The 20,838-nt window shown below is 64.4% G+C and carries 17 protein-coding genes; 5 read left to right on the top strand and 12 right to left on the bottom strand.

Translation table 11 applies throughout. From position 1 onward, the window contains the following. Positions 1-5: 5 nt before the first annotated feature. From ACUCV3_RS20815 to ACUCV3_RS20805, 3 genes are all read right to left on the bottom strand, one after another. Positions 6-2,981 carry a TonB-dependent receptor plug domain-containing protein gene (locus ACUCV3_RS20815; protein ID WP_037519341.1) on the bottom strand — a complete coding sequence of 992 codons (2,976 nt, stop codon included), beginning with the start codon at positions 2,979-2,981 and terminating at the stop codon, positions 6-8. Between the two features lie 482 nt (positions 2,982-3,463). After that, positions 3,464-3,697: a hypothetical protein gene (locus ACUCV3_RS20810; RefSeq protein ID WP_080727224.1), complete on the bottom strand. Its 234-nt coding sequence runs from the start codon at positions 3,695-3,697 to the stop codon at positions 3,464-3,466. 80 nt (positions 3,698-3,777) lie between these two features. Then, entirely contained in the window at positions 3,778-5,061 is a 1,284-nt protein-coding gene (locus ACUCV3_RS20805) for an aspartyl/asparaginyl beta-hydroxylase domain-containing protein (protein ID WP_482241095.1), read from the bottom strand. A gap of 88 nt (positions 5,062-5,149) precedes the next feature. Here ACUCV3_RS20805 and ACUCV3_RS20800 point away from each other — a divergent pair, with 88 nt between their 5' ends. Next, positions 5,150-6,184, top strand: a complete 1,035-nt coding sequence (locus ACUCV3_RS20800; protein WP_048936830.1) for a hypothetical protein — start codon at positions 5,150-5,152, stop codon at positions 6,182-6,184. Between the two features lie 164 nt (positions 6,185-6,348). Here the strand turns inward: ACUCV3_RS20800 and ACUCV3_RS20795 are convergent, their stop codons facing one another. Further along, positions 6,349-9,450, bottom strand: coding sequence for a TonB-dependent receptor plug domain-containing protein (locus tag ACUCV3_RS20795; RefSeq protein ID WP_234893053.1), 3,102 nt, complete (start codon positions 9,448-9,450; stop codon positions 6,349-6,351). A gap of 348 nt (positions 9,451-9,798) precedes the next feature. Here ACUCV3_RS20795 and ACUCV3_RS20790 point away from each other — a divergent pair, with 348 nt between their 5' ends. Continuing rightward, positions 9,799-10,344, top strand: coding sequence for a hypothetical protein (locus ACUCV3_RS20790; RefSeq protein ID WP_048936832.1), 546 nt, complete (start codon positions 9,799-9,801; stop codon positions 10,342-10,344). A gap of 3 nt (positions 10,345-10,347) precedes the next feature. On the opposite strand, the gene ACUCV3_RS20785 is transcribed toward ACUCV3_RS20790, so the two are convergent. From ACUCV3_RS20785 to xseA, 3 genes are read right to left on the bottom strand one after another with little or no spacing between them, the layout of a single operon-like run. Next, positions 10,348-11,202, bottom strand: a complete 855-nt coding sequence (locus tag ACUCV3_RS20785; RefSeq protein WP_482241094.1) for a M23 family metallopeptidase — start codon at positions 11,200-11,202, stop codon at positions 10,348-10,350. Then, positions 11,199-11,411, bottom strand: coding sequence for a DUF2093 domain-containing protein (locus ACUCV3_RS20780; RefSeq protein ID WP_048936833.1), 213 nt, complete (start codon positions 11,409-11,411; stop codon positions 11,199-11,201). Before ACUCV3_RS20780 ends, ACUCV3_RS20785 begins: the two co-directional genes overlap by 4 nt. A gap of 23 nt (positions 11,412-11,434) precedes the next feature. Next, on the bottom strand, positions 11,435-12,928 hold the full coding sequence (gene xseA, locus ACUCV3_RS20775) for an exodeoxyribonuclease VII large subunit (protein ID WP_482241093.1): 1,494 nt from the start codon (positions 12,926-12,928) through the stop codon (positions 11,435-11,437). Positions 12,929-12,935: 7 nt separating this feature from the next. Here xseA and purD point away from each other — a divergent pair, with 7 nt between their 5' ends. Together purD and ACUCV3_RS20765 are read left to right on the top strand one after the other, a co-directional pair. Further along, complete coding sequence (purD, locus tag ACUCV3_RS20770) at positions 12,936-14,213, top strand: phosphoribosylamine--glycine ligase (RefSeq protein ID WP_482241092.1); 1,278 nt, start codon at positions 12,936-12,938, stop codon at positions 14,211-14,213. A gap of 98 nt (positions 14,214-14,311) precedes the next feature. Then, a complete protein-coding gene (locus ACUCV3_RS20765) occupies positions 14,312-14,875 on the top strand; it encodes a hypothetical protein (protein ID WP_482241091.1) in 564 nt (187 codons plus the stop codon). Here ACUCV3_RS20765 and ACUCV3_RS20760 read toward each other — a convergent pair. Then, positions 14,872-15,834, bottom strand: a complete 963-nt coding sequence (locus ACUCV3_RS20760; RefSeq protein WP_482241090.1) for an acyltransferase family protein — start codon at positions 15,832-15,834, stop codon at positions 14,872-14,874. The genes ACUCV3_RS20765 and ACUCV3_RS20760 overlap by 4 nt on opposite strands. A 171-nt stretch (positions 15,835-16,005) precedes the next feature. On the opposite strand from ACUCV3_RS20760, the gene ACUCV3_RS20755 reads away from it, so the two are divergent. Further along, positions 16,006-16,683 (top strand): GDSL-type esterase/lipase family protein, encoded by a 678-nt coding sequence (locus ACUCV3_RS20755; protein WP_482241089.1) that lies wholly within the window; start codon positions 16,006-16,008, stop codon positions 16,681-16,683. Here ACUCV3_RS20755 and ACUCV3_RS20750 read toward each other — a convergent pair whose 3' ends face one another. The 4 genes from ACUCV3_RS20750 to ACUCV3_RS20735 are packed head-to-tail and all read right to left on the bottom strand — an operon-like array spanning position 16,684 to position 20,831. Further along, the gene (locus ACUCV3_RS20750; RefSeq protein ID WP_026109305.1) at positions 16,684-17,481 is read right to left on the bottom strand and encodes a 3'(2'),5'-bisphosphate nucleotidase CysQ; all 798 of its coding nucleotides are present in this window, start codon (positions 17,479-17,481) and stop codon (positions 16,684-16,686) included. Further along, on the bottom strand, positions 17,468-18,814 hold the full coding sequence (locus tag ACUCV3_RS20745; protein ID WP_482241088.1) for a TldD/PmbA family protein: 1,347 nt from the start codon (positions 18,812-18,814) through the stop codon (positions 17,468-17,470). The genes ACUCV3_RS20750 and ACUCV3_RS20745 overlap by 14 nt, the downstream gene beginning before the upstream one ends. Before the next feature lie 39 nt (positions 18,815-18,853). Further along, complete coding sequence (gene nudC / locus ACUCV3_RS20740; protein WP_482241087.1) at positions 18,854-19,774, bottom strand: NAD(+) diphosphatase; 921 nt, start codon at positions 19,772-19,774, stop codon at positions 18,854-18,856. Further along, entirely contained in the window at positions 19,761-20,831 is a 1,071-nt protein-coding gene (locus ACUCV3_RS20735; protein WP_279776273.1) for an A/G-specific adenine glycosylase, read from the bottom strand. The genes nudC and ACUCV3_RS20735 overlap by 14 nt, the downstream gene beginning before the upstream one ends. Positions 20,832-20,838 lie beyond the last annotated feature (7 nt).

Here is a 20,838-nt window from a genome sequence, read left to right as displayed (position 1 = left end):
TATCGTCAGAAGCTGGCCTTCGCGCCGATGCGGAAGGAGCGGCCCAGGATCGCAGACTCTCCAACCACCGGGTTGTAGAGATAGGCGCCATAGGTGGTCGCATCGATCGGCGGCTTGTTGTTGAAGACGTTCATGACGTTGGCATAAAGCTCGAACTGGTCATTGACCTTGATCGTGCCCGTCATGTCGACGCTGATGAACGACTTCACGCGGCAGCCCTGATAGGCTTCACCATCATAGTTGGTCGGCACCAGGCTGCAGTCGCCGGCAACGCCGCCCTGATCCTCGGCCGAATAATTATAGCCATCGGTGTAATAGGCGGTCGCGCTGAGCGAAGCCTTACCGAAGTCCAGCGTATTCTGCCAGCTGCCACGCCACTGCTGCGTGCCCGAACCGGCCGTCAGGTTGAAGTTACCGAGCGTGTCGACATAATGTTCAACCGTCCCGTCGGGATATTCGGTGTTCAGCTTGATGACATAGGTCGCATCGATCGAGGTCGAGAAGGTGATGTTGTCGCTCAGGCGGAACTTGCCCATCGCGTTGAAATCGATACCCGACGTCTTGATCGTGTTGGCGTTGATGAAGCTGCCTTGCACGAAGGCGATGCGACGCTGCGAACCGGTATGTTCCTGATCGACTTCGTCCGGAATCACCGTCACGCCATCATAGGAGGTTTCCCCGGTGGCATAATAGTTGGCGATCGCGTTCGAGAAGTTCACCGAGGTGATCGCGCCGGTCTTCTTGATGTTATAGTAGTCGACGCTGAACGACACATTGTTGAGCGGCTGGAAGGTCGCGCCGAGCGTGATGTTGCGCGACTTTTCCGCCTTCAGGTTCGGGTTGCCCACCGTCGTCTGACCGATCGAATAGTTGGTCAGATAGGTGTTGGGACCGGTGCCAGCCGAGTTCAGATGCTGGTCGATGAATTCCTGCGGCATCGAACCGATCGACTGGGTGACATAGCCGGTGGTCGGCAGAGCGCCCATTTCCGCAAAGCTGGGGATGCGGAAGCCCTTCGAGAAGGTGCCCCGGAACATCAGTTCGCGGATCGGCTTGAACTTCGCACCGAACTTGGGCGAGAAATTGTCCTGGCCGGTCGAATAATGGTCGTAGCGACCCGCCGCCGTCAGTTCGAGCTGCTCGACGATCGGTGCGCTCAGTTCGAAATAGGCGGATTCGACGTCGCGATGGCCCTTGGCGCCGAAGGCGTTCAGGCGGAAATAGCGCTCCGTCTGACCATCATAGTCGGGGTTGCCGCTGGGATTGTTGAGCGATTCATAGCGGGCGGCGACACCGACCGCGACCTGCAGCGGGCCACCCGGCAGGTCGAACACTTCCTTCGAAATGCTGGCCTGGCCCTGATAGAGCTGGGTCTTGCTGTGGTTGATCTGGGTCGGGGTCAGATAGTCGAGCGTCTCCTGCGAGGTCGCCGACGGGTTCATGAAATTATACGAACCGTCCGCGATCACATCGAGCAGATGCTGGATATAGACATAGCCCTTGGCCGTGGTCTTCAGCTTCGAGACCATGGCAGTGCCATCGACCTGATAATGCCAGTCGTTGCCGAAATCGCCCTTGATACCGGCGGCAGCGCGGAAGACCTGGCTGACCGATTCATTATATTCGGTGCTGGTCGGCAGGCGGCCGATGATGGCGGCTTCCTGGCCCTGAGCGGCATAGGGGTTGTTCGGGTTCAGCGTGCCGTTGCTGGCGTCGCAGGTGGCGGTGCCACGGGCGCAGACATAGACGGGCAGACGCAGCAGGCCCGCACCCGTCGAGGTCGAGTAAGCCGAATAGTCGATGCCGGCCGGCGCATTGGCGCGGATGATCGAGGCAAGGCCGGTATAGGAGGACTTGCTGTTCTCATAGTTCAGTTCGAGATAGGCTTCACCGCTGTCGCCGACGATCTTGGTGAAGCGGCCCGAAATGCCCCAGCGCTGCTGTTCCGGCAGAACCTGGCTGTAATCGTGCGTGATGTCCTGCTGGCAGACGGTACGCGGCGCCGTTGCATTGGCCGCATATTCGTCGTCGGTCAGCGTATAGGGATTGAGGCTGCCGCAGCCGGCAGCGGCATTCAGCAGCGCGTAACGGCCAGTGCCGGCGCCGGTGGCCGCATCATAGGGGCGCGCCATGAAGACATTGGTCGCGGTCGACAGGCCGGTGAAGCCGATGCTGGGATCGACGCCATTAGCCATGTTGTTGGGGCCGCAGACGCCGTCATGGCAGATGCCCGACAGGTCGTCGCTGTTGTAGGGATAGCCCAGATCCTTGTTATAGACCGCAGCGCTCTTGAGATAATGGGCGCTGACATAAGCGTTGAAGCCCTGTTCGGCGAGGTCGCCATAGCCATAGGTGGCCGACAGGCGCTGGTTGGCGCCATAGCCCTTTTCAGCGACGCCGGCTTCGGCCTGAAGGTGCAGCCCCTTCACTTCGCGCTTGGTGATGATGTTGACCACGCCGGCAACCGCGTCGGCGCCATAGGTGGCCGACGCGCCGTCCTTCACCACTTCGACCCGATCGACGATGGCGTCGGGGATGGTGTTGAGATCGACGAAGTTGCGCGTGCCGTCATCGGCCAGCGGATAATAAGCAGCACGCAGGCCGTCGAACAGCACCAGCGTCGAAGAGGTCGACAGGCCGCGCAGCGAGACCGCCGACGCACCACCGGCAAAGGCGCCATTGGCCGAGAAGCCGTTGGTCAGTGCCGGGCCGTTATTGGCCGACAGATTCTGGATGCCCTGCTGCACCGTGGTGATGCCGCGGATCGCCAGATCTTCCGACGAAACGGTGGTGATCGGCGAAATGGTTTCCTTGTCGATGCGGCGCAGCAGCGAGCCGGTCACGACGATCGTGTCGTTGGCGCCGTCATCGGCCTGGGGGGCGGCATCCTGAGCATGGAGGGGCGCCTGGAACAGCGCGGTGGCGAGAATGACGGGCGCGACTCCGGCCCGCAAGAATGCGGCAATCGATGCGTTCTTCAAATTTCCAGTCCCTTATCTGGAGCGGCGGATTTTCCACCTGCTGTGACCAGTGCGACCCCGTGAGACCACAAGGCGGGGCATGGGTGCGCCCCATGGAACCGGCTGTAAACCCGGTTGCGTTACGAAACGTTACGATTTTTACAAATGTGCAACATTCTGGCAACACCATTACGGTTTTGAAACCAAATGAGATTCTTTTGACCGATCGGAGCGAACAGTCCGAAAACCCCGTAATTATAGGTATTTTTGTGCAACCCAACGCATCAGGAGGTCTTCCGTTTTCATCCTGACACGTAATTATGTTACAATGCCCGATTTGAAAAATATTGACGCATGGAACCGATCTCAGACGGGCAAATTAGCGGCCTGAGCAGATGGAATAGATGAGCTGTAGATATGAAAAGGGGAGCGCCTGCCCCTGGCAGCCGCTCCCGTCGATCAGCTAGACATTGTCCCTGCGCCCATGAGGGCGGCAGGCAGGGTTAGCCGTTCGGGTTCATGCCCGCCCGGCTGCGGGTGATCATGTCATCGGCATCGCGATTCTGCTGTTCGCTGATGGCGCGCCATTCCGCGTTGGTCTTGCAGACGCGCTCCTTCTTCACCAGCGATCCCGTGATCGGGAAACTCCGGCAGCGGGTCGCATTGGGATCATTCTTGTCGAGCTTGGGCTTGTCTTGAGCGAGGGCAGGATAAGCCATCACGAACAGGCCAGTCATGACCAAGGCTTTGACGATACGCATCTTCTATCTCCCAGATGACAAGGCAACCCGGCACAGTGGCCATCGCATCCCTTGTCTTAAACCCCGGCCCCCAGAGCATCCTGCGCCCTGCTGGCATCAGCTGTGGCATAGAATTGCTTCAAGAGCTGCTGCTCGGCAAGTGACAAATGCGGATTCCACATGTCGAAGATCAAGACGACACGAAGATGAGCGCTGTCATTCCAGGCTTCATGTTCGATCGTATCATCGAATGCGAAAGCCTGTCCTTCCTCCCAGGCACGGGTTTCTCCGCCGACGCGGAAGTAACAGCCAGGTGGAACGATGAGCGGAAGGTGGATGATCGCCCGTGTATTGGTGACGCCGCTATGGGCCGGAATGCGGCTATGGGGCTTGAGCAGCGAGAAGAAGGCGGATGGTGCGCGGCCGGGAATATCCGCTCGCGGCAGCGCTTCGAGCGCAGCGACGGTCTGGGGACAGGCATTGCAGACGGCTTCGTTGCGCACGCCATATTCCCATAGAAACGCCGCGCCCCAATCGAGCGAGCCATCGAGCGCGGTCCATTTATTTTCGGGCGTGCCCGGATCCTGCCGAACATAGGGGCGCATATTGCCGCCCTGCTGTTCGATCAGGCCCAGAAATTCGGCCCGGATGGCGTCGGTCTTCGCCTCCAGTTCCGCCATCCAGGGGAAATGGTCGCGATCGAAATATTCATCGGCCGGCAGGAAGGGGTAATGGAGCCCGGAACATTGGTTCTGGTAGAGCGGACGCCGCCCGAATTCATGATCGAGACAGGCTTGAAAGCGGCGCTGACTCCGCAGGTCCGCGTCCGCCAGCAGCGGCGCGACACCGTCTTCCACGAAGCTTGCCAACCTCGCCTGATGATTGGTCACGAAGCCACGCGCTTCGGCCAACGTATCGACCAGTTGCGGCGGCAAATCGCCCATGCCGGACGACATCGCCAGCACCTTGCTCCAGCTATCGGCGGCAGCCTGGACTTCGCCCAGACGCTGCTGCAACTGGGCCAGACGCATCTGCGCCATGAAATTACGCTGATCGATATCGATCGCGCGTTGCAGAGCAGCGCGCTCGCCTTCTCCATCGCCCAACCCCCGCTGCGCGGCTGCCACATTCATCCACAGGGCAGGTTCGCCGGTGTCGCTCTGGGTCGCTCCCAGAAAATGCATGCGGGCAGCATGGAAATCGCCATTTTCCAGCGCCATCATGCCGAGCATGTTGAGCGCCTGAGGCTCGCCGGGCTGGAGCGCCAGAATATGCGTCAGCGCGGCCTGCGCCTCACCGTTGCGGCCAGTGCGGCGGGCTTCGGCCGCCTGTTGAAAAAATCGTCCGATCTGCTGGTTCATGCCATCCTGCTATCAGATGCGACGGCCCAAGCAAGACGGCTGCCTGCGGCCTTGCTCCCCGGCCCCATGCCGTGCGAAGGCTGGGTCGATGAGCGCTTCCTCGACCCAGCCCCTGACCATGTTAATGGCGGATGCCCGCTGGCTGGCCCACCGCTATGATCCGGGCCATGATGCCTTTCAGTTCCTGCAGGTTTCGCGCGCGCGTCACGCCGATGTGCCGTTCCTGACAGACGAATATATCGCGCAGGGCGTGGAACCCATCGTGGTACGGCGCGAAGATGCCGTGCGCGCAGCGCCGCCACCCGCGCCGGTGCATTTCATCTTCCATTCGGCCTATTGTTGTTCGACCTTGCTGGCCGCCGCCTTCGATCGGCCCGGCATCGCCATGGGCCTCAAGGAACCGGTACTGCTGAACGACATTGTCGGCTGGCGCCATCGCGGCGCGAAAGGGCCAGAAGCAGCCCGCGCGCTGGACCATGGTCTGCGGCTGTTGGCGCGGCCCTTTACGGCAGGCGAGGCGGTGGTGGTGAAGCCGTCCAATCTGATCAACCCTTTGATCCCCGGCATCATGGCGCTGCGCCCCACAGCCCGTGCGTTGCTACTCCATGCACCTCTGGATGCCTATCTGACGTCGATCGCGCGCAAGGGCATGTGGGGGCGCCTGTGGGTGCGCGACCTGTTCGGCAAGCTGCTGCGCGAAGGCATGGTCAATCTGGGCATCGCGCCGTCCGACTATCTGGGATTGACCGATATCCAGGTCGCGGCGCTGGGCTGGCTGGCGCAACAGGCCCAGTTTCAGGCGTTGGCCGGGCAGTTGGGCGAGCGCGTCCTGACCCTGAACAGCGAAACATTGATCGCGCATCCGGCCGAGAGTCTGACCGTCCTGGCCAGGCATTTCGATATCGCGCTGAGCGACGCGGACATTGCCGCCATCGTTGCCGGGCCGATATTCGGCCGGGATTCCAAGACCGGAGCCAATTTCGGCCAGGGCCAGCGCGAACGCGCCGCGCAGGATGGCAAGACGCTGCATGCCGAGGAGGTCGAGAAGGTTGGCGAATGGGCCGACCTGATCGCCCGCAACAATGGCATCGTCATGGACCTGCCCCGCCCGCTACTGGGCTGAGACGGCCATCCCGCCCGCAGGCGGAACAATAGCTAATCGACGGAAAGCCGACCGCTGCACGCAGCGGCGCGGCATCGCATGTTCGGCGCAGGCGCTGAGGACGGCATGAAAAAAGGGCCGGCTTTGCAGCCGGCCCTCCTTTTTCCTTCGGCGTTACGCTTCGATTAGAAGCGGAACTTGGCCGAAACAGCGTAGCGACGGCCCAGCGCGTCGTAGGTCGACGGGTAGACGTTACCGCTGTTGTAGCTGGTCGAACCGATCGTGTTACCAACCACCTTAGGCTTGTTGTTCAGCAGGTTCTGAACGGTCAGCGTGAAAGTGATTTCGTCCGAAGCGTGGAAGCGACCGGTCAGATCGAAATAATGTTCAGCCGGGATACGGTTGAAGTCGACCTGCTTGCCGTTCAGTTCGCCAACGAACGCATCGCCGAACTCATACTTCACACCGTCGATGTAGCGCCACAGCAGCGAGACATCGGCCATGCCGAACGACAGGGTGTTACGCACCGACCACTGGAACTCCGGCTGGATCGACGCACAGTTGGCCGAGTAGAGGCCGACGCAATCGCGGTTGATCGAGGTCGGGGTTGCCTGGAAGGTCGAGCTGTTGGTCCAGTTGCCGTTGGCGTTCAGCGCCCACTTGGCGAAACCGATGTCCTTCGAATAGTTGATCGAGACATCGATACCGTCGGTCTTGAGCTTACCCAGGTTGGACAGCGGCTGGTACAGACCAGGAGCGTTCGCGGCCAGACCATAGAGGCCACCGGTCGACGGATCGCGACGGATGACCGTGCAAGCCTCGCTCGAAGCGCTGGCTGCCGTGACATTGCCGAAGCAAGCGTCAATAACATCGTCCGGGGTCGGCGTGGTGATCGCACCCGTGATCTTGATGTTATAATAGTCGACGGTGATCGCCAGACCGGGGACAGCCGACGGCTGCAGCACGACACCGAAGGTGTAGCTGTTCGACTTTTCCGGACCCAGGGCAAGGTTGCCACCGGTGGTGGTGTTCACCTGACCAGCCGGATCGTTGATGATCGAACCAATCTGCGCAAGCGTTGCGCCCTGCGCGACGCAGATCGCTGCCAGGTTGGCGTCCTGGGTCGGCGCGGCGCCGGCGCAGGGGTCCGAAGCCAGGTTGGTCAGAACGGTGTTCAGCGGCGAGAAGAGCTCCGAAATGTTCGGGGCGCGCACGGCATGCGAATAGTTACCGCGCAGCTTCAGGCCGTTGACCGGGGTCCAGTTCAGACCGGCCTTCCAGGTGGTGGTGTTGTAGCCCGAACCACCCTGAACGCTGTAGTCCGAATAGCGGATACCCGCTTCGGCGGTCAGGTCTTCAAAAAAAGGCTTGTCCTGAACCAGCGGCAGAACGAGTTCGCCATAGGCTTCATAGACGTCATAGCCGCCGTTGATGTTGGGAGCCGCACCACCGGCGCCACCCAGATCACCCGACTGCGACAGCAGATCCGATTCCTGCGAGGCGGTGTACTTGCGATATTCGCCACCGACAGCGAAGGCGACGGCGTCCGAAGCGAACGGCACAGCCACGCCGAAGTCGCCGCTGATCACGCCCTTGACCTGAGCCAGCGAGGTCTTGGTGGTCACCTGGCTGTTGGCATTCAGGAAGCTGTTCATCGCATCGGTGATCGAACCGTCGGGACCGAACAGATTGAGCGGAACGCAGCCATTGGAATCATCGACGCACTCAGTGGTGCTGGTAGCAAGCAACGCCTGCTGCACGCGCGAGTTCAGCCAGTAGCCCTTCTGGGTCTGAATCTGCTCGCTTTCGCCATAGGCGCCCGACAGATCCCAGCTGATCGAATCCGTGATGCCGCCACGAGCGCCGATCTTGTAATCGAAGAAGGTGGTGGTGAAGTCCGAAATACGCGGCCCAAGCTCGGTGGCACGACGGTTCACGGTAACGGCGGGGTTCGAGTTGAAACCTTCGCCTTCCCCGATCACGCCATCGCCGTTCATGTCAGCCGCAACGAATTCGCTAGCCGAAGCGGAACCGACGGTACCGGTGCGCGCGTCGCATTCGGCCTGGGTAAAGCGGGGGCGATAGCCGGCGCGCGGATCAACGTCGAACGCACAGAAGGCATTGCGCTGTGCATCGGTCAGGAACGGATTGTCCAGACCGAAGGTCACCGGAATACCAAAAGCGCCCGAAGGAGCAATGATGGTGCTGACGGTGTTCTTCGAGAACACGCCACGCGAATAGACTTCCACCGCGTCGCTGAGTTCGTAGCGGCCAGCGCCGTACATGTTGAAGCGCTTAAACGGCGTCTGGAAGATGTTGAAAGGGTTGAAGTTGTAAGCATCGAAAGCCGAGGTCGGACGGAATGCACCGCCATCAGCAGTCAGCTGACGCGTACCCTGAACCGAAGTACAGGCCACCTGACCAGTGCCACCGCAACCCGTGGTGATCGAATCCAGACCGCCAACGTTCACGCCACCGAAACGCGACGGGGTCGAGGTGCCCGAACCACCGTTCGCACCGCTGAACGAGTCGATCGACGACTGCGAGAAGGAACGGTCGCCCTGATAGACGGGGTCAGCCTGCTGATAGCCGACCGAGAAGACCACATTGCCGCGGCCGTCGTCGAAGTTGGCGCCCAGGGTCACGTCGGCGCGGAAATAGTTGCCGTCGCCCTGTTCGGTCAGCTGGTTCGAAACATTGGCTTCGAGACCCGAGAAGTCCGACTTGGTGATGAAGTTCACCACGCCCGAGATGGCGTCGGCGCCGTAGGTGGTCGATGCACCACCGGTCAGCACTTCGACGCGCTCGACGAGAGCGAGCGGAATGTTGTTAAGGTCGAACTGGCCAGCGAGGCCCGAGGGAGCCAGACGCGAACCGTCGATCAGAACGATGTTACGGAACGAGCCGAGGCCGCGAAGGTCGACCAGCGATGCACCGCCGTTACCGTTGTTAACGGCCGAACCGATGCTGGGGACGACGCCCGGAATTTCGCGCAGAATTTCTTCGGCGGTGTTGTTCTGCTTCAGTTCGATCTGGTCCGACGTGGTCGCGGTGACCGGGGTCGAGCGTTCCAGATTCGGGTTCTTGATGAGCGAGCCGGTAACGACGATGGTGTCGGTGGCTTCGGCTTCGGCGCCCTGCGGCGCTTCCTGCGCGAATGCGGCAGTCGCGATCAGCGACGCACCGAGAATCGCCGGAGCGGCGCTGGCACGCAGCAGTGCCCTCTTCGAAAATGTCTTCACGTTTCCAGTCCCTTGCTCTGGAGTTGGGCAGTCACCTGCCTTCATGTGCACCTACAAGGGGATATGGTGCCCGACAGCGATCCCCCCGTATGGATTGCGGGAACCTGCGCGGTGGGAAAGCTGCTGTAAAGCGCGGGAAATCGCGCCTCGCCGCTTTTGAACAGCCCTGTATCAAAAATGCAACAAGGCGAAACATGTGGAATTGTACGGTCGCAAAGCAAGATAATTTCAACGCCGCAATAAGGTGCGACGCAATGCTGCAATCGCGAGCTGTCCGCTGTCAGTTTGTGACAGATGTCGCGATTCCATGGATGCCGGCGCGCTCTATTGACGACAGACTCGCGGGGTGCATGGTGGCGCCCATTGGCTGCAGATCGACGGAGAATCAAGCATATGAAGGCCCATCATGCGATGATCATGGCCCTGCCCCTGTGTCTGGTAGCGACCGGAACCGGTGCAGCAGAGCGGCAACAGCCCCGCGCCGAAATATTCACCGACCTGCTGAAATGTCGTGAAATCTCCGAGGATAAGGCGCGCCTGGACTGTTATGATCGACAGGTCGGCGCGATGGATAGCGCCGCCCAGCGCGACGAGGTCGTGGTGCTGGACAAGACCGAACTCAACAAGACGCGGCGCACGCTGTTCGGCTTTTCCTTCCCCAAATTGCCGTTCCTGGGCGGCGGTGATGAGGATGAGAAGAAGGAAGGTGCCGAGGCCGATGCCATGACGCAGATCGAGGCGACGATCGCGTCGGCCAAGAATGTCGGTAACGGCAAATGGCTGATTACGCTGGAAGATGGCGCCGAATGGATGACCACCGAAGCGGTCACCTATCGCGATCCCAAGCCCGGTATGACGATCGAGATCAAGCGCGCCAGCATGGGCAGCTTCATGGTCAAGATCGCCGGCCGGGCGGTGCGGGCGAAACGGGTCGGCTGATCCCTATCGCGCCTGCGGCATCGGCCCGGCGAGCAGCAGCGGGTCGATGCGCGCGTCGTTCCATTTCATGCCCCAGTGGAGGTGGGGTCCGGTGGCGCGGCCTGTGGCGCCGATCGCGCCGATGCGTTGCCCCTGTGCCACATGGTCGCCGGGCTTCACGTCGATCCGCGACAGATGCAGGAAGGCGCTGTTGAGACCATGGCCATGGTCGATCATCAGCAGATTGCCCTCCAGCGTGAAGGGGTGATCGGCGGCCAGGATCACCACCCCGTCCGCCGGCGCCACCACCGGCTCGCCAGTCGCGCCCGCGACATCGACGCCGCCATGATAGGCGCCCGGCTGCCCCTGATAGATGCGCTGCGACCCGAACAGGCCGGAAATCCGACCCAGGCGCGGCCAGATGAAAGTCTGGCGCCAGCCCTGCGCGTCCGTCACCTTGTCGCGCGCGGCCGCGATCTGCTCCAGTTCGGGCTTGCGCAGGGCGAGGAAGGCCTCGCTGCTTTTCGTCGGGCGCAGCGGCGCGTTGATCCGTTCCAGCCGCCATTCGCGCGGCGCGACGGTCAGGGCGCGATCGATGACCCGGCCGTCCGACAGGCGTGCACTGAGCCTGGCCGGCGGCGGCGCATCCCGATCGAAGGCGATCAGGAAGCGGCCATCGGCATCGACGGGAACCAGTTGATCGCCGAAATGGAGCGCGACCGTGCCGGCCGGCGCGGTGCCGAGCAAAGTGCCGCCCTGGATCGCCGGACCGGACAGGATGAAATCGGGTCCAGCCACACTCGTCGGCGCCGCGCGCAGCATCGCCGGGGCAAGCGGCAGCGCGGTGAGGACCAGCAAAGCGGCGAGCCGGCGGGTCATCCGGCGGCGCGTGCCTTCAGCTCCGCCTCGACCGACAAAGCGGCGCTGGCATAGGGTTCCTGGCGGGTGATCGACCAGTAGCGCAGATCCTCCAGCGGGATGCGCTGGCCGGACACGGCGCACAGCACATGGTCGCCGGCCTGCAGCACGCGAAAGCTGTAGGGCATATAATGCAGCCGGGCCGGGCGGTCGCGGTTGGACATCAGCATGAATCAGGCCTTTCTGCGGCGCATCAGGAGAAGAGATCCTGCTGGCCACCTTCGACGGTGTCGCGCGGCTTGCGCGCGGGTCGGGATGGGGCGGATATAGCGGGCGCGGGCGCGGCCTCAAGGGGCGCGGCGGCGTCGATCGCGGCGGCCACGGCGCCATCGGCGAAGTGCAGGCTGACCTGGCCCACGGCCTGCGCATCGGTGACCGAGCGGACCAGCCGATCACCCGCCATCACGCGGGCGAAGCCGCGTTGCAACGGCAGATCGGGATTGACCGAGGTGAAGAGGCGCGAGAGGCGATCGAAGGCGGTCGCCCGGTCGCGATAGACGCGGGTCAGATAGTCGGGGCGCAACCGCAACCGGTCGACCCGCTCCGCCGCGCGGCTGACATATTGGCGCAGCAAGGCCGGCCGCAGCGCGCCACTGACCTGGCCCAGATGGGCGCGGGCGTCGGCCAGCCGGTGGCGCAGGCCACTGTTGAGGCCGTCGGACAGAAGGTCGAGCCGCTGCCGCTGTGGCGCGAGCAGGGTGTCGGGCGTCGGCATCAGCCGCGCCTGCATCTCCAGCCGTTCGCGCGCCTGCATCGCCCCGCGCCGCACCGCCCGGCCCGAGCGCAGGCCCATTTCACCCAGCATCGCCAGCAGTTCGGCGTGGACCGGCACCGCCATTTCGGCGGCGGCCGTCGGCGTGGGCGCACGCATGTCGGCGGCATAGTCGCACAAGGTCGTGTCGGTTTCATGCCCGACCGCCGAAATGGTCGGGATCGAGCATTCGGCGACCGCGCGGACGACGATTTCCTCGTTGAAGCTCCACAGATCCTCGATCGAGCCACCACCGCGCGCGACGATGACGAGATCGGGCCGGGGCAGCGGGCCGCTGCCGTCCATGGCGGAAAAGCCGCGCACGGCGCGGGCGATCTGTTCGGCTGCGCCCTGCCCCTGGACTAGCACCGGCCAGAGCAGCACCTGGGTCGGGCAGCGATCCGCCAGACGGTGGAGAATGTCGCGGATCACAGCACCAGTGGGCGAGGTGACGACGCCGATGGTGCGCGGCAGGAAGGGCAGGCGGCGCTTGCGATCGCGGTTGAACAGCCCTTCGGCCGCGAGCTTGGCCTTGAGCTTTTCGAGCAGCGCCATCAGCGCGCCCTCGCCCGCCAGCTCCATCCGGTCGATCACGATCTGATATTTGGAGCGACCGGGATAGGTGGTGAGCTTGCCGGTGGCGATCACCTCCACCCCGTCCTGCGGCTGGAAGGCGAGCCGCTGCGCCCCGCCCTTCCACATCACCCCGTCGAGCACAGCATTGTCGTCCTTCAGCGCCAGATAGAGATGGCCCGAGGCCGCGCGCTTGAAGCCGGAAATCTCGCCGCGCAGGCGAACATGGCCGAAGCGATCCTCGACCGTGCGCTTCAGCAGGCCCGACAATTCGCTGACACTGAGCGGCGGCGCGTTGTCCCCCGCCCTTTCCTCGGCTAACAGGCGGCCCGAACTGTCATAGGCATCAAATTCCGGGGACATGGCCGAGATGAACATCCTTCTGCTTGGCGGCGGCGGCCGCGAACATGCGCTGGCGTGGAAGCTGGCACAATCGCCACGCCTCTCGACGCTCTATGCGGCGCCTGGCAACCCCGGCATAGCCCAGCATGCCACGCTGGTCGACCTCGACGCGACGGATCATCGCGCGGTGCTGGATTTCTGCACCCGCCATTCGATCGCGCTGGTGGTGATCGGGCCAGAAGCGCCGCTGGTCGACGGCCTGGCCGATAATCTGCGCACCATGGGCGTCGCCGTGTTCGGCCCCGACAAGAAGCCGGCGCAGCTGGAAGGGTCCAAGGGCTTCACCAAGGATCTGTGCCAGCGCGCGAACATCCCGACCGCCGGCTACATCCGTGTCACCAGCAAGGATGGCGCGATCGCCGCGCTCGACGATTTCACCCTGCCGGTGGTGATCAAGGCCGATGGCCTGGCCGCGGGCAAGGGCGTGATCATCGCCGAAACGCGGCAGGAAGCGCTCGACGCGCTCGACACCATGTTCTCCGGCGCGTTCGGCAAGGCCGGCGAGGAAGTGGTGCTGGAAGAGTTCATGATGGGCGAGGAAGCCAGCTTCTTTGCCCTGACCGACGGCAGCGCGATCCTGCCCTTCGGTTCGGCCCAGGATCACAAGCGCGTCGGCGACGGCGACACCGGCCCAAACACCGGCGGCATGGGCGCCTACAGCCCGGCCCGCGTGCTGACGCCCGAACTGGAAGCGCAGGTGATCGAGCGGATCATCAGGCCGACGGTCGAGACGCTGGCCGCAGAAGGCATGCCCTATTCGGGTGTGCTCTATGCCGGGCTGATGCTGACCGAGGAAGGTCCCAAGCTGATCGAATATAATGCCCGGTTCGGCGACCCCGAATGCCAGGTGCTGATGATGCGCTTCGACGGCGATCTGGTCGAGCTGCTGCTGGCGGTGGCCGAAGGCAAGCTGGCCGAGCAGGGTCCAGTCGCGCTGGCGGATCGCACCGCGCTGACCATCGTGATGGCGGCCAATGGCTATCCCGGCACGCCGGAAAAGGGCGGCGCGATCAAGGGCATCGACGCAGCCGAAGCACAGGGCGCCCGCGTTTTCCACGCCGGCACGGCGGAGAAGGATGGCATGATCGTCGCCAATGGCGGCCGCGTGCTGAACGTCACCGCGACCGGCGATACCGTGGGCGCGGCGCAGGCCGCCGCCTATGCCGCGGTCGACGCGATCGACTTCCCGACCGGCTTCTGCCGCCGCGACATTGGCTGGCGCGAGGTCGCCCGCGAGGCGCAATAAGGGCCAAACCGGCGCGGGATCGGGACATGTCCCCCTTGTCCCGCGCCGCCAAGCGTCCTTAAATAGGGCGACATATCCATTCCGGGAGGCAAAGGGCGATGCAGGAATTCTTCATGGACTATGGCCTGTGGCTGCTGATCGCGCTGCTGGTCGTGATCGGCCTGGTGTTCCTGCTGTCGGGCAAGGGCAAGTCGGCTGCGGCGGAAGACCCCGCCCCGGTGGCACCGCCCGTGGCCGCCGAGCCGATTGCCGAGCCCGCCGTCGCGCCGCTGGTGGCGACGCCCGATCCGGTGCCGGTTGCCGAACCCGTGGTCGCCGAGCCGGTCGCGGTCGAGCCGGTGGTCGAGGAAACGCCCGCCCCCGTGGTCGAGCCGGCCCCTGCACCGATCCCGGCATCGCCTGCCGTCGCGGCACCAACCGATGGCGCCGACGACCTGCTGAAGCTGAAGGGCGTTGGTCCCAAGCTCGGCGCGCTGCTGACCAAGCTGGGCGTGACGCGCTATGCCCAGATTGCCGGCTGGAGCGACAGCGACATCGCCGCGATCGACGCGAAGCTGGGCAATTTCAAGGGGCGGCCGGTGCGCGACCAGTGGATCGACCAGGCCAAATATCTCGCCGCCGGCGACATTGCCGGCTTCGAAGCGAAATATGGCAAGATCTAAACCGTGATCGTGACCGGTTCCGGTTGCATGGCGACCGGGGCCGGCCTGCGTTGCGGCACCGCGCCCAGCAACAGGGGCGGCAATCGCCCCTGCCCCGCAAGCGCGCTGGCGATGTAGAGCAGCAGCACTGCTCCAGCGAGAATGACGGCGCCATGCGGGTCGAGCATCGCCACCAGCCCCATCACCAGCGGATGCCAGAGATAGAAGAACAGGCTTTCGCGCCCGATCCGGTTGATCGGGCCGAAATGGAGGCGCACCGCCGACACGCTGGGCAGCAGCGCGATCAGCGCCAGACACATCAGCAGGCGGGCGGGCACGAAGGCCAGCGCATTGCCGGTGCCATAAAGATCCGACCACCAGAACAGCCCCAGCGCCCCGACCAGCAGCACGGGCCACAAATAGCGTTTGGGCATGCCCCGTTCGGCCATCAGCATGCCGAAGAAGAAATAGACCGGATAGCGCAGGAAGCGGCTATCGGGCGACAACAGGCTGCCCCCGACCGCGCCATGGTCAAGGCCGAAGCTGTACATGGTCGCCAGGCTGACGGGCGCGCCGATCGCCAGCAGCAAGAGCGGCGAAAGCGGCAGCAACCGGGTCACCAGGATCAACAGGAACAGCGCCGGCACATACCAGAGATGGAAGGGCGGACGCAGCAGCAGGTCGAGCGGCGTCTGCCAGGAAAGCAGGCCGCCGCTGGCGAGCCAGTAGACGATCATCGCCACCGCCCAGGGCAGCAGCATACGTCGGCCATAGCGGCTGAACATCTCGCCAGTCGGCATGGAGCGGGTGCGGGTGACGTTGAGCAGATAGCCGGAAATGCCGATCATCAGCGGCATGCGGAAACCCGAACCGATCCACAGCAGGACATGCTGCTGATGCGTCAATTCCATCGCGTGCCCGCCCATGACGAGCAGGATCAGCAAGCCTTTCAGCAGGTCGATCGACGGGTTCTTGGTCACGATATGCTCGCAAAATTTGCCATCGAAACGATAGCGTCACAATATTGCCAAGCTCTTAAAATCCGCAATGGCATCATTCTGTCGCAGCCATCTTTTCTTAAGGAAAATATCGTTTAGACTTCGGCCATTAGCAGGAGGGTCGCCATCATCTTGCAGAGATTGGATTCCCCATTGGGCAAGCGTCTGCTGGCCCTGTCGATTTTTTGCGTTATCGTCGGGGGCTGGTTCGCCTTCACCCATTATCGCGACGCCAGCCAGACCCTGCCGGACGGGCAGGGACGCGAGGGGCCGTGTGCCCTGTGGTTCGTGGGCAGTTCGTCGATCAAGCGCTGGACCAGCCTGGAGCAGGATATGGCGCCCTGGGTCGCGCATAATCGCGGCATCAACAGCGCCACCTTCAACGAGATATTGCCGCGTTTCGCCAATATCGAGCAGGGCACGCCAAAACCGGCGGCGATCATCCTCTATGCCGGCGAGAATGACCTGGCAGGCGGGCGGCAGGTGCGACCGATCTTCCACGATATGGCCCGCTTCCTGGAGCTGCGCAGCGACATGCTGGGCGATGTGCCGGTCATCATATTGTCGATGAAGCCCAGTCCGGGGCGCTGGGCGATCTTTCCGCAGCAGCAAATCTATAATGATGCGACCCAGCGACTGATTCCGCACATGCAGAATGTCCATTATGCCGACATCACCACGCCGCTGCTGAAGGACGGCAGGCTGGGCGACAATTATCAGCCCGACAAGGTGCATATGAACGCGGCCGGCTATCGCATCTGGGCCGATGTGGTGCGGGCCCGGCTGAAAGAGATTCTGCCGGAGAAGACGGTGAAAGCCTGCGCCGGCTGATCAGGCCTTGCCCAATATCTCCTTCGCGCGCGGCGCAAGGCGTGCGGCGGCGGCGGCATGGATGCCCGGCGCCGCACAGAGCAGGCCGAAGGCGACGGGCTGGGGCCGGTTGAAGGCGAGCGGATCGCCCAGCGCATCGGTGACGATGGCGCCGGCCTCCTGCGCGATCAGGGCGGAGGCGGCGACATCCCATTCATTGCCCCAGCGTACGGTGGCGACCAGATCGGCCTCGTCGGCGGCGACCATCGCCATGCGCAGCGCGATGCTGTTGGGCTTGTCGACGGTGACGAGATCGCGGTCGGCGCGCGGCAGCTGATCGGCGGGGACGCGGGCGCCGGGCAGCATGGTGCGATTGCCGGCATGGAGCGGCACGCCATTGCGGGTCGCGCCCTGCCCTGCCTGCGCAATCCACAATTCCTTGCGCGCGGGCGCCGCCAGAATGCCCAGACGGACCGCGCCATCCTCGACCAGGGCGACCGAGACGGCCCAGCCGGGCCGGCCGCGCAGATAGTCGCGGGTGCCATCGATCGGATCGACCACCCAGACGCGCGATACGCCCAGGCGATGCACGGTATCGGCCGTCTCCTCCGACAGCCAGCCGGCCTGCGGATCGATCGCCGCCAGCCGTTCGCGCAGCATGACGTCGATTTCCAGGTCCGCCTCGCAGACCGGATGGCCGGGCACCTTTTCCCACTGGCGCACGCGCGTCTCGCCATCGGCCCATAGCGCCAGCGCGCGATCGGCCGCATCGGTGACCGCCGCGACGACGGCCGGCAACAGAGGCTCAGCCGCCGGCAACGGTCATCCCGTCGACGCGCAGGGTCGGCACGTTCATGGCATAGCGGAACATCAGGTCATTGGCCGGCACCAGGGTGCGGAACATGTCCTTCAGATTGCCGGCGATGGTGATTTCCGACACGGCCGGGCCGACCGCGCCATTTTCGATCAGGAAGCCGGCGGCGCCGCGGCTATAGTCGCCGGTAACGCCGTTGACGCCCATGCCGATCAGTTCGGTGACATAGATGCCGCGCTTCACATCGGCCATCAGTTCGCCGACCGACAGGTTGCCCGCTTCCATATGGACATTGGTGATGCCCGCGCCCGGCGCACCGGCGCCGCCACGGCTGGCATGGCCGGTGGGTTCCAGGCCAAGCTGGCGGGCCGAGGCGCTGTCCATCAGCCAGCCGGTCAGCACGCCATCCTCGATCAGCGCACGACGCTCGACCGGCAGCCCTTCGCCGTCGAACGGGCGCGAGCGCAGGCCGCGCGGCAGCAGCGGATCGTCGATGATCGTGATCTTGCTGTCGAACAATGTTTCGCCCAGCGAATCCAGCAGGAAGCTGGAGCGGCGGGCGATCGCCGGGCCGACCATGCCGCCGATCAGATGACCGACCAGGCTGGAGCCGATGCGCGGATCGAAGATGACCGGCATGACGCCGCTGTCGACCTTGCCCGGATTGAGCCGGGCCACGGCGCGCTGGCCGGCGCGCATGCCGACTGCTTCGGCATCGTCCAGATCCTTGAGATGGCGGCTGGCATGGCTGGCATGATCGCGCTGCATGTCGGCGCCGCTGCCCGCAAGCACGCTGGCCCAGGTCGAATGGTTGGTCGCGGCATAGGCGCCCGCAAAGCCATGGCTGGTGGCAAGCGCGACCTGGCTGCGGCCGCTGGCAGCGCCGCCGCCTTCGCTGTTGGTGATGCCGGGAATGCTGCGCGCCGCTTCTTCCGCGATCAGCGCGCGTTCGCGCAGCGCGGCGGGTTCGGGCTCCTCCTCGTCCACCAGGTCGAGCGAGGGCGCGCGCTTCCTGAGCAGCCGATCCTCCGGCGCCAGGCCGGCATAGGGATCTTCGGGCGCTTCGCGCGCCATGGCGATGCTGCGATCGATCAGGGTGGCCAGCGTCGCCGGGTTCATGTCCGACGCGGAAATGCTGGCCGAACGCTGGCCGATGAAGACGCGCAAGCCGATCTCCTCGCCCTCGGACCGTTCGACATCCTCCAGCGCGCCGAGCCGCACCGCCACCGTGGTCGAGGCGTTGCACGCGTAGATGGCGTCGGCCGCGTCCGCCCCCGCCTTGCGCGCCGCCGTCACCAGATCCTGCGCGCGCGACTGGGCTTCTTCGAGGCTGAGCATAAGGGGAGGTCGATCCTGTAGTGAAGACGAAGCCGGGCCTTACGCCCTTGCGTCGGACGGGGCAACCGCGCCGCGCAGCCAATGGTCGAGCAGGTGCCAGGCGACCGCCATGCGTGGCGGCGCGAGGAAGGGCGCGTCGGGATCGCCCGCCAGCGCGGCGGCGACGCCATCGGCATCGCACCAGAAGGCATGTTCAATCTCGGTCTCGTCCAGGGTCAGCGCGGGATCATCGCATTGCGCGACACAGGCGATCATCAGCGAGGAGGGGAAGGGCCAGGGCTGGCTCATCACATAGCGGACCGAATGGACCGTGATGCCGGCTTCCTCCTTCAGTTCGCGCGCGACCGCTTCCTCGACCGTCTCGCCCGGTTCGATGAAGCCGGCGAGCGCGGAATAGCGGCCGGGCGGCCAGCTATGCTGGCGACCGAGCAGGACACGGCCCTCATGCTCGGCGAGCATGATCGAGACCGGATCGACGCGCGGGAAATGTTCGGAGGCGCAGGTTCCGCAGCGGCGCGCCCAGCCGGCCTTGTGCGCATGGGTCGGCCCACCGCAGACCGAGCAGAAGCGATGCCGGGCATGCCAGAAGACGAGGCTGCGCGCGGTGCCGTAGAGCGCGACATCGGACGCGGAGACGAGATCGGCGAGGCCACGCGATCGCGGCGTCGCATTGGGCCCCTGTTCCAGCGTCTCGACCAGATGGGCGAAGATCGGGCGATCCTGCAGATCGACGCCGAGCAGCACATGTTCCTCGATCCGCGCGTCGGGGCCAAGCGGGGCGAGGGCCAGGCCATGATCGTCCGTCACCGGCTCCAGCCCTTCGAGGATCAGCAGCCGGGCATTGGGCGAGGCAAAGGCCTGCGCATGAAGCGCGGGATTGCTGCGGATATGGTCGACCCGGTCGAGCGTGCCGCCGACGAAACCGGGCAGGCCGTGCGCCATTGGGTCAGTTCCGTGCATCGTCCGTCATCTCCTTCATCGCCGCATCGGCTGCCCGCGCAAACAGGGTGGGTAGCCCCGCCTCGCCGATCCGGGCGCGCGGCCACCATTCGCCCGCGCCCGCCGGCACATGGTCCAGCCCCACATGGGTAGTGTGGACGCTGAGCGCCAGCGAGAAATGGGTGAAGACATGGGCGACCGGCGGATCGATGGTCCGCCACGGCGCGGCGAAGGGCGGCGTGGCATCGGGCGCAGCATTCCAGTCGGAACTGGGGAGCGCGCGCATGCCGCCCAGCAATCCCTTGTCCGGACGACGCACCAGCCAGACCTGGCCATCGCTGCGTTCGATCCACCAGGCATGGCCGAGGCGATAGGGTTTGGCCTTTTTCGGCGCCTTGACCGGGAAGGCGGCAGGATCGGCAGTGCGCACCGCCGCGCAATCCTCACGCAGCGGGCAGATGCCGCAGGCGGGATTGCGCACGGTGCAGATGGTGGCGCCCAGATCCATCATCGCCTGGGCAAAATCGCCTGCGCGCAGATCCGGCGTGATGCTGTCGGCGGCGGCGCGGATGGCCGGCCGGGCGGCGGGCAGCGGCGTCGCTATCGCGAACAGGCGGGCGACCACCCGCTCGACATTGGCGTCGACCACTACGGCGCGCCGGCCAAAGGCAATCGCGGCGACGGCGGCGGCGGTATAGGCGCCCAGGCCCGGCAGGGCACGCAATGCATCTTCGGTATCAGGGAAGCGGCCGCCATGGTCGGCCACAACGGCGCGGGCACAGGCCAGCAGGTTGCGGGCACGGGCATAATAGCCCAGCCCCGCCCAGGCGGCCATCAGGTCGGCGTCGGCGCTGGCGGCTAGATCCTCCACCGTCGGCCAGCGGACCGTAAATTTCTCGAAATAGGGTCCAACCGCCGCGACCGTCGTCTGCTGCAGCATCACTTCGGACAGCCAGACATGATAGGGATCGGCCGCATTGGCGCCCGGCGGCGCGCGCCAGGGCAGGCGCCGGGCATGGACGTCATAATGGGCCAGCAGATCCCGTGCGATTTTTGAACCCGACATCTCGACGCGCATGGCGGCC

This window comes from Sphingobium sp. VMM (genome assembly GCF_056790315.1).
Note: the sequence above shows the minus strand (reverse complement) of the source record. Positions and strands in the feature narration are given on the sequence as shown.

Bases quoted from the DNA above. Each gene is read 5' to 3' on its own strand.
- ACUCV3_RS20810 (WP_080727224.1), bottom strand. From the start codon at position 3,697: ATGACTGGCCTGTTCGTGATGGCTTATCCTGCCCTCGCTCAAGACAAG.
- ACUCV3_RS20805 (WP_482241095.1), bottom strand. From the start codon at position 5,061: ATGAACCAGCAGATCGGACGATTTTTTCAACAGGCGGCCGAAGCCCGC.
- ACUCV3_RS20800 (WP_048936830.1), top strand. From the start codon at position 5,150: ATGAGCGCTTCCTCGACCCAGCCCCTGACCATGTTAATGGCGGATGCC.
- ACUCV3_RS20795 (WP_234893053.1), bottom strand. From the start codon at position 9,450: ATGAAGGCAGGTGACTGCCCAACTCCAGAGCAAGGGACTGGAAACGTG.
- ACUCV3_RS20790 (WP_048936832.1), top strand. From the start codon at position 9,799: ATGAAGGCCCATCATGCGATGATCATGGCCCTGCCCCTGTGTCTGGTA.
- ACUCV3_RS20785 (WP_482241094.1), bottom strand. From the start codon at position 11,202: ATGACCCGCCGGCTCGCCGCTTTGCTGGTCCTCACCGCGCTGCCGCTT.
- ACUCV3_RS20780 (WP_048936833.1), bottom strand. From the start codon at position 11,411: ATGCTGATGTCCAACCGCGACCGCCCGGCCCGGCTGCATTATATGCCC.
- xseA (WP_482241093.1), bottom strand. From the start codon at position 12,928: ATGTCCCCGGAATTTGATGCCTATGACAGTTCGGGCCGCCTGTTAGCC.
- purD (WP_482241092.1), top strand. From the start codon at position 12,936: ATGAACATCCTTCTGCTTGGCGGCGGCGGCCGCGAACATGCGCTGGCG.
- ACUCV3_RS20765 (WP_482241091.1), top strand. From the start codon at position 14,312: ATGCAGGAATTCTTCATGGACTATGGCCTGTGGCTGCTGATCGCGCTG.
- ACUCV3_RS20745 (WP_482241088.1), bottom strand. From the start codon at position 18,814: ATGCTCAGCCTCGAAGAAGCCCAGTCGCGCGCGCAGGATCTGGTGACG.
- nudC (WP_482241087.1), bottom strand. From the start codon at position 19,774: ATGCACGGAACTGACCCAATGGCGCACGGCCTGCCCGGTTTCGTCGGC.
- ACUCV3_RS20735 (WP_279776273.1), bottom strand. From the start codon at position 20,831: ATGCGCGTCGAGATGTCGGGTTCAAAAATCGCACGGGATCTGCTGGCC.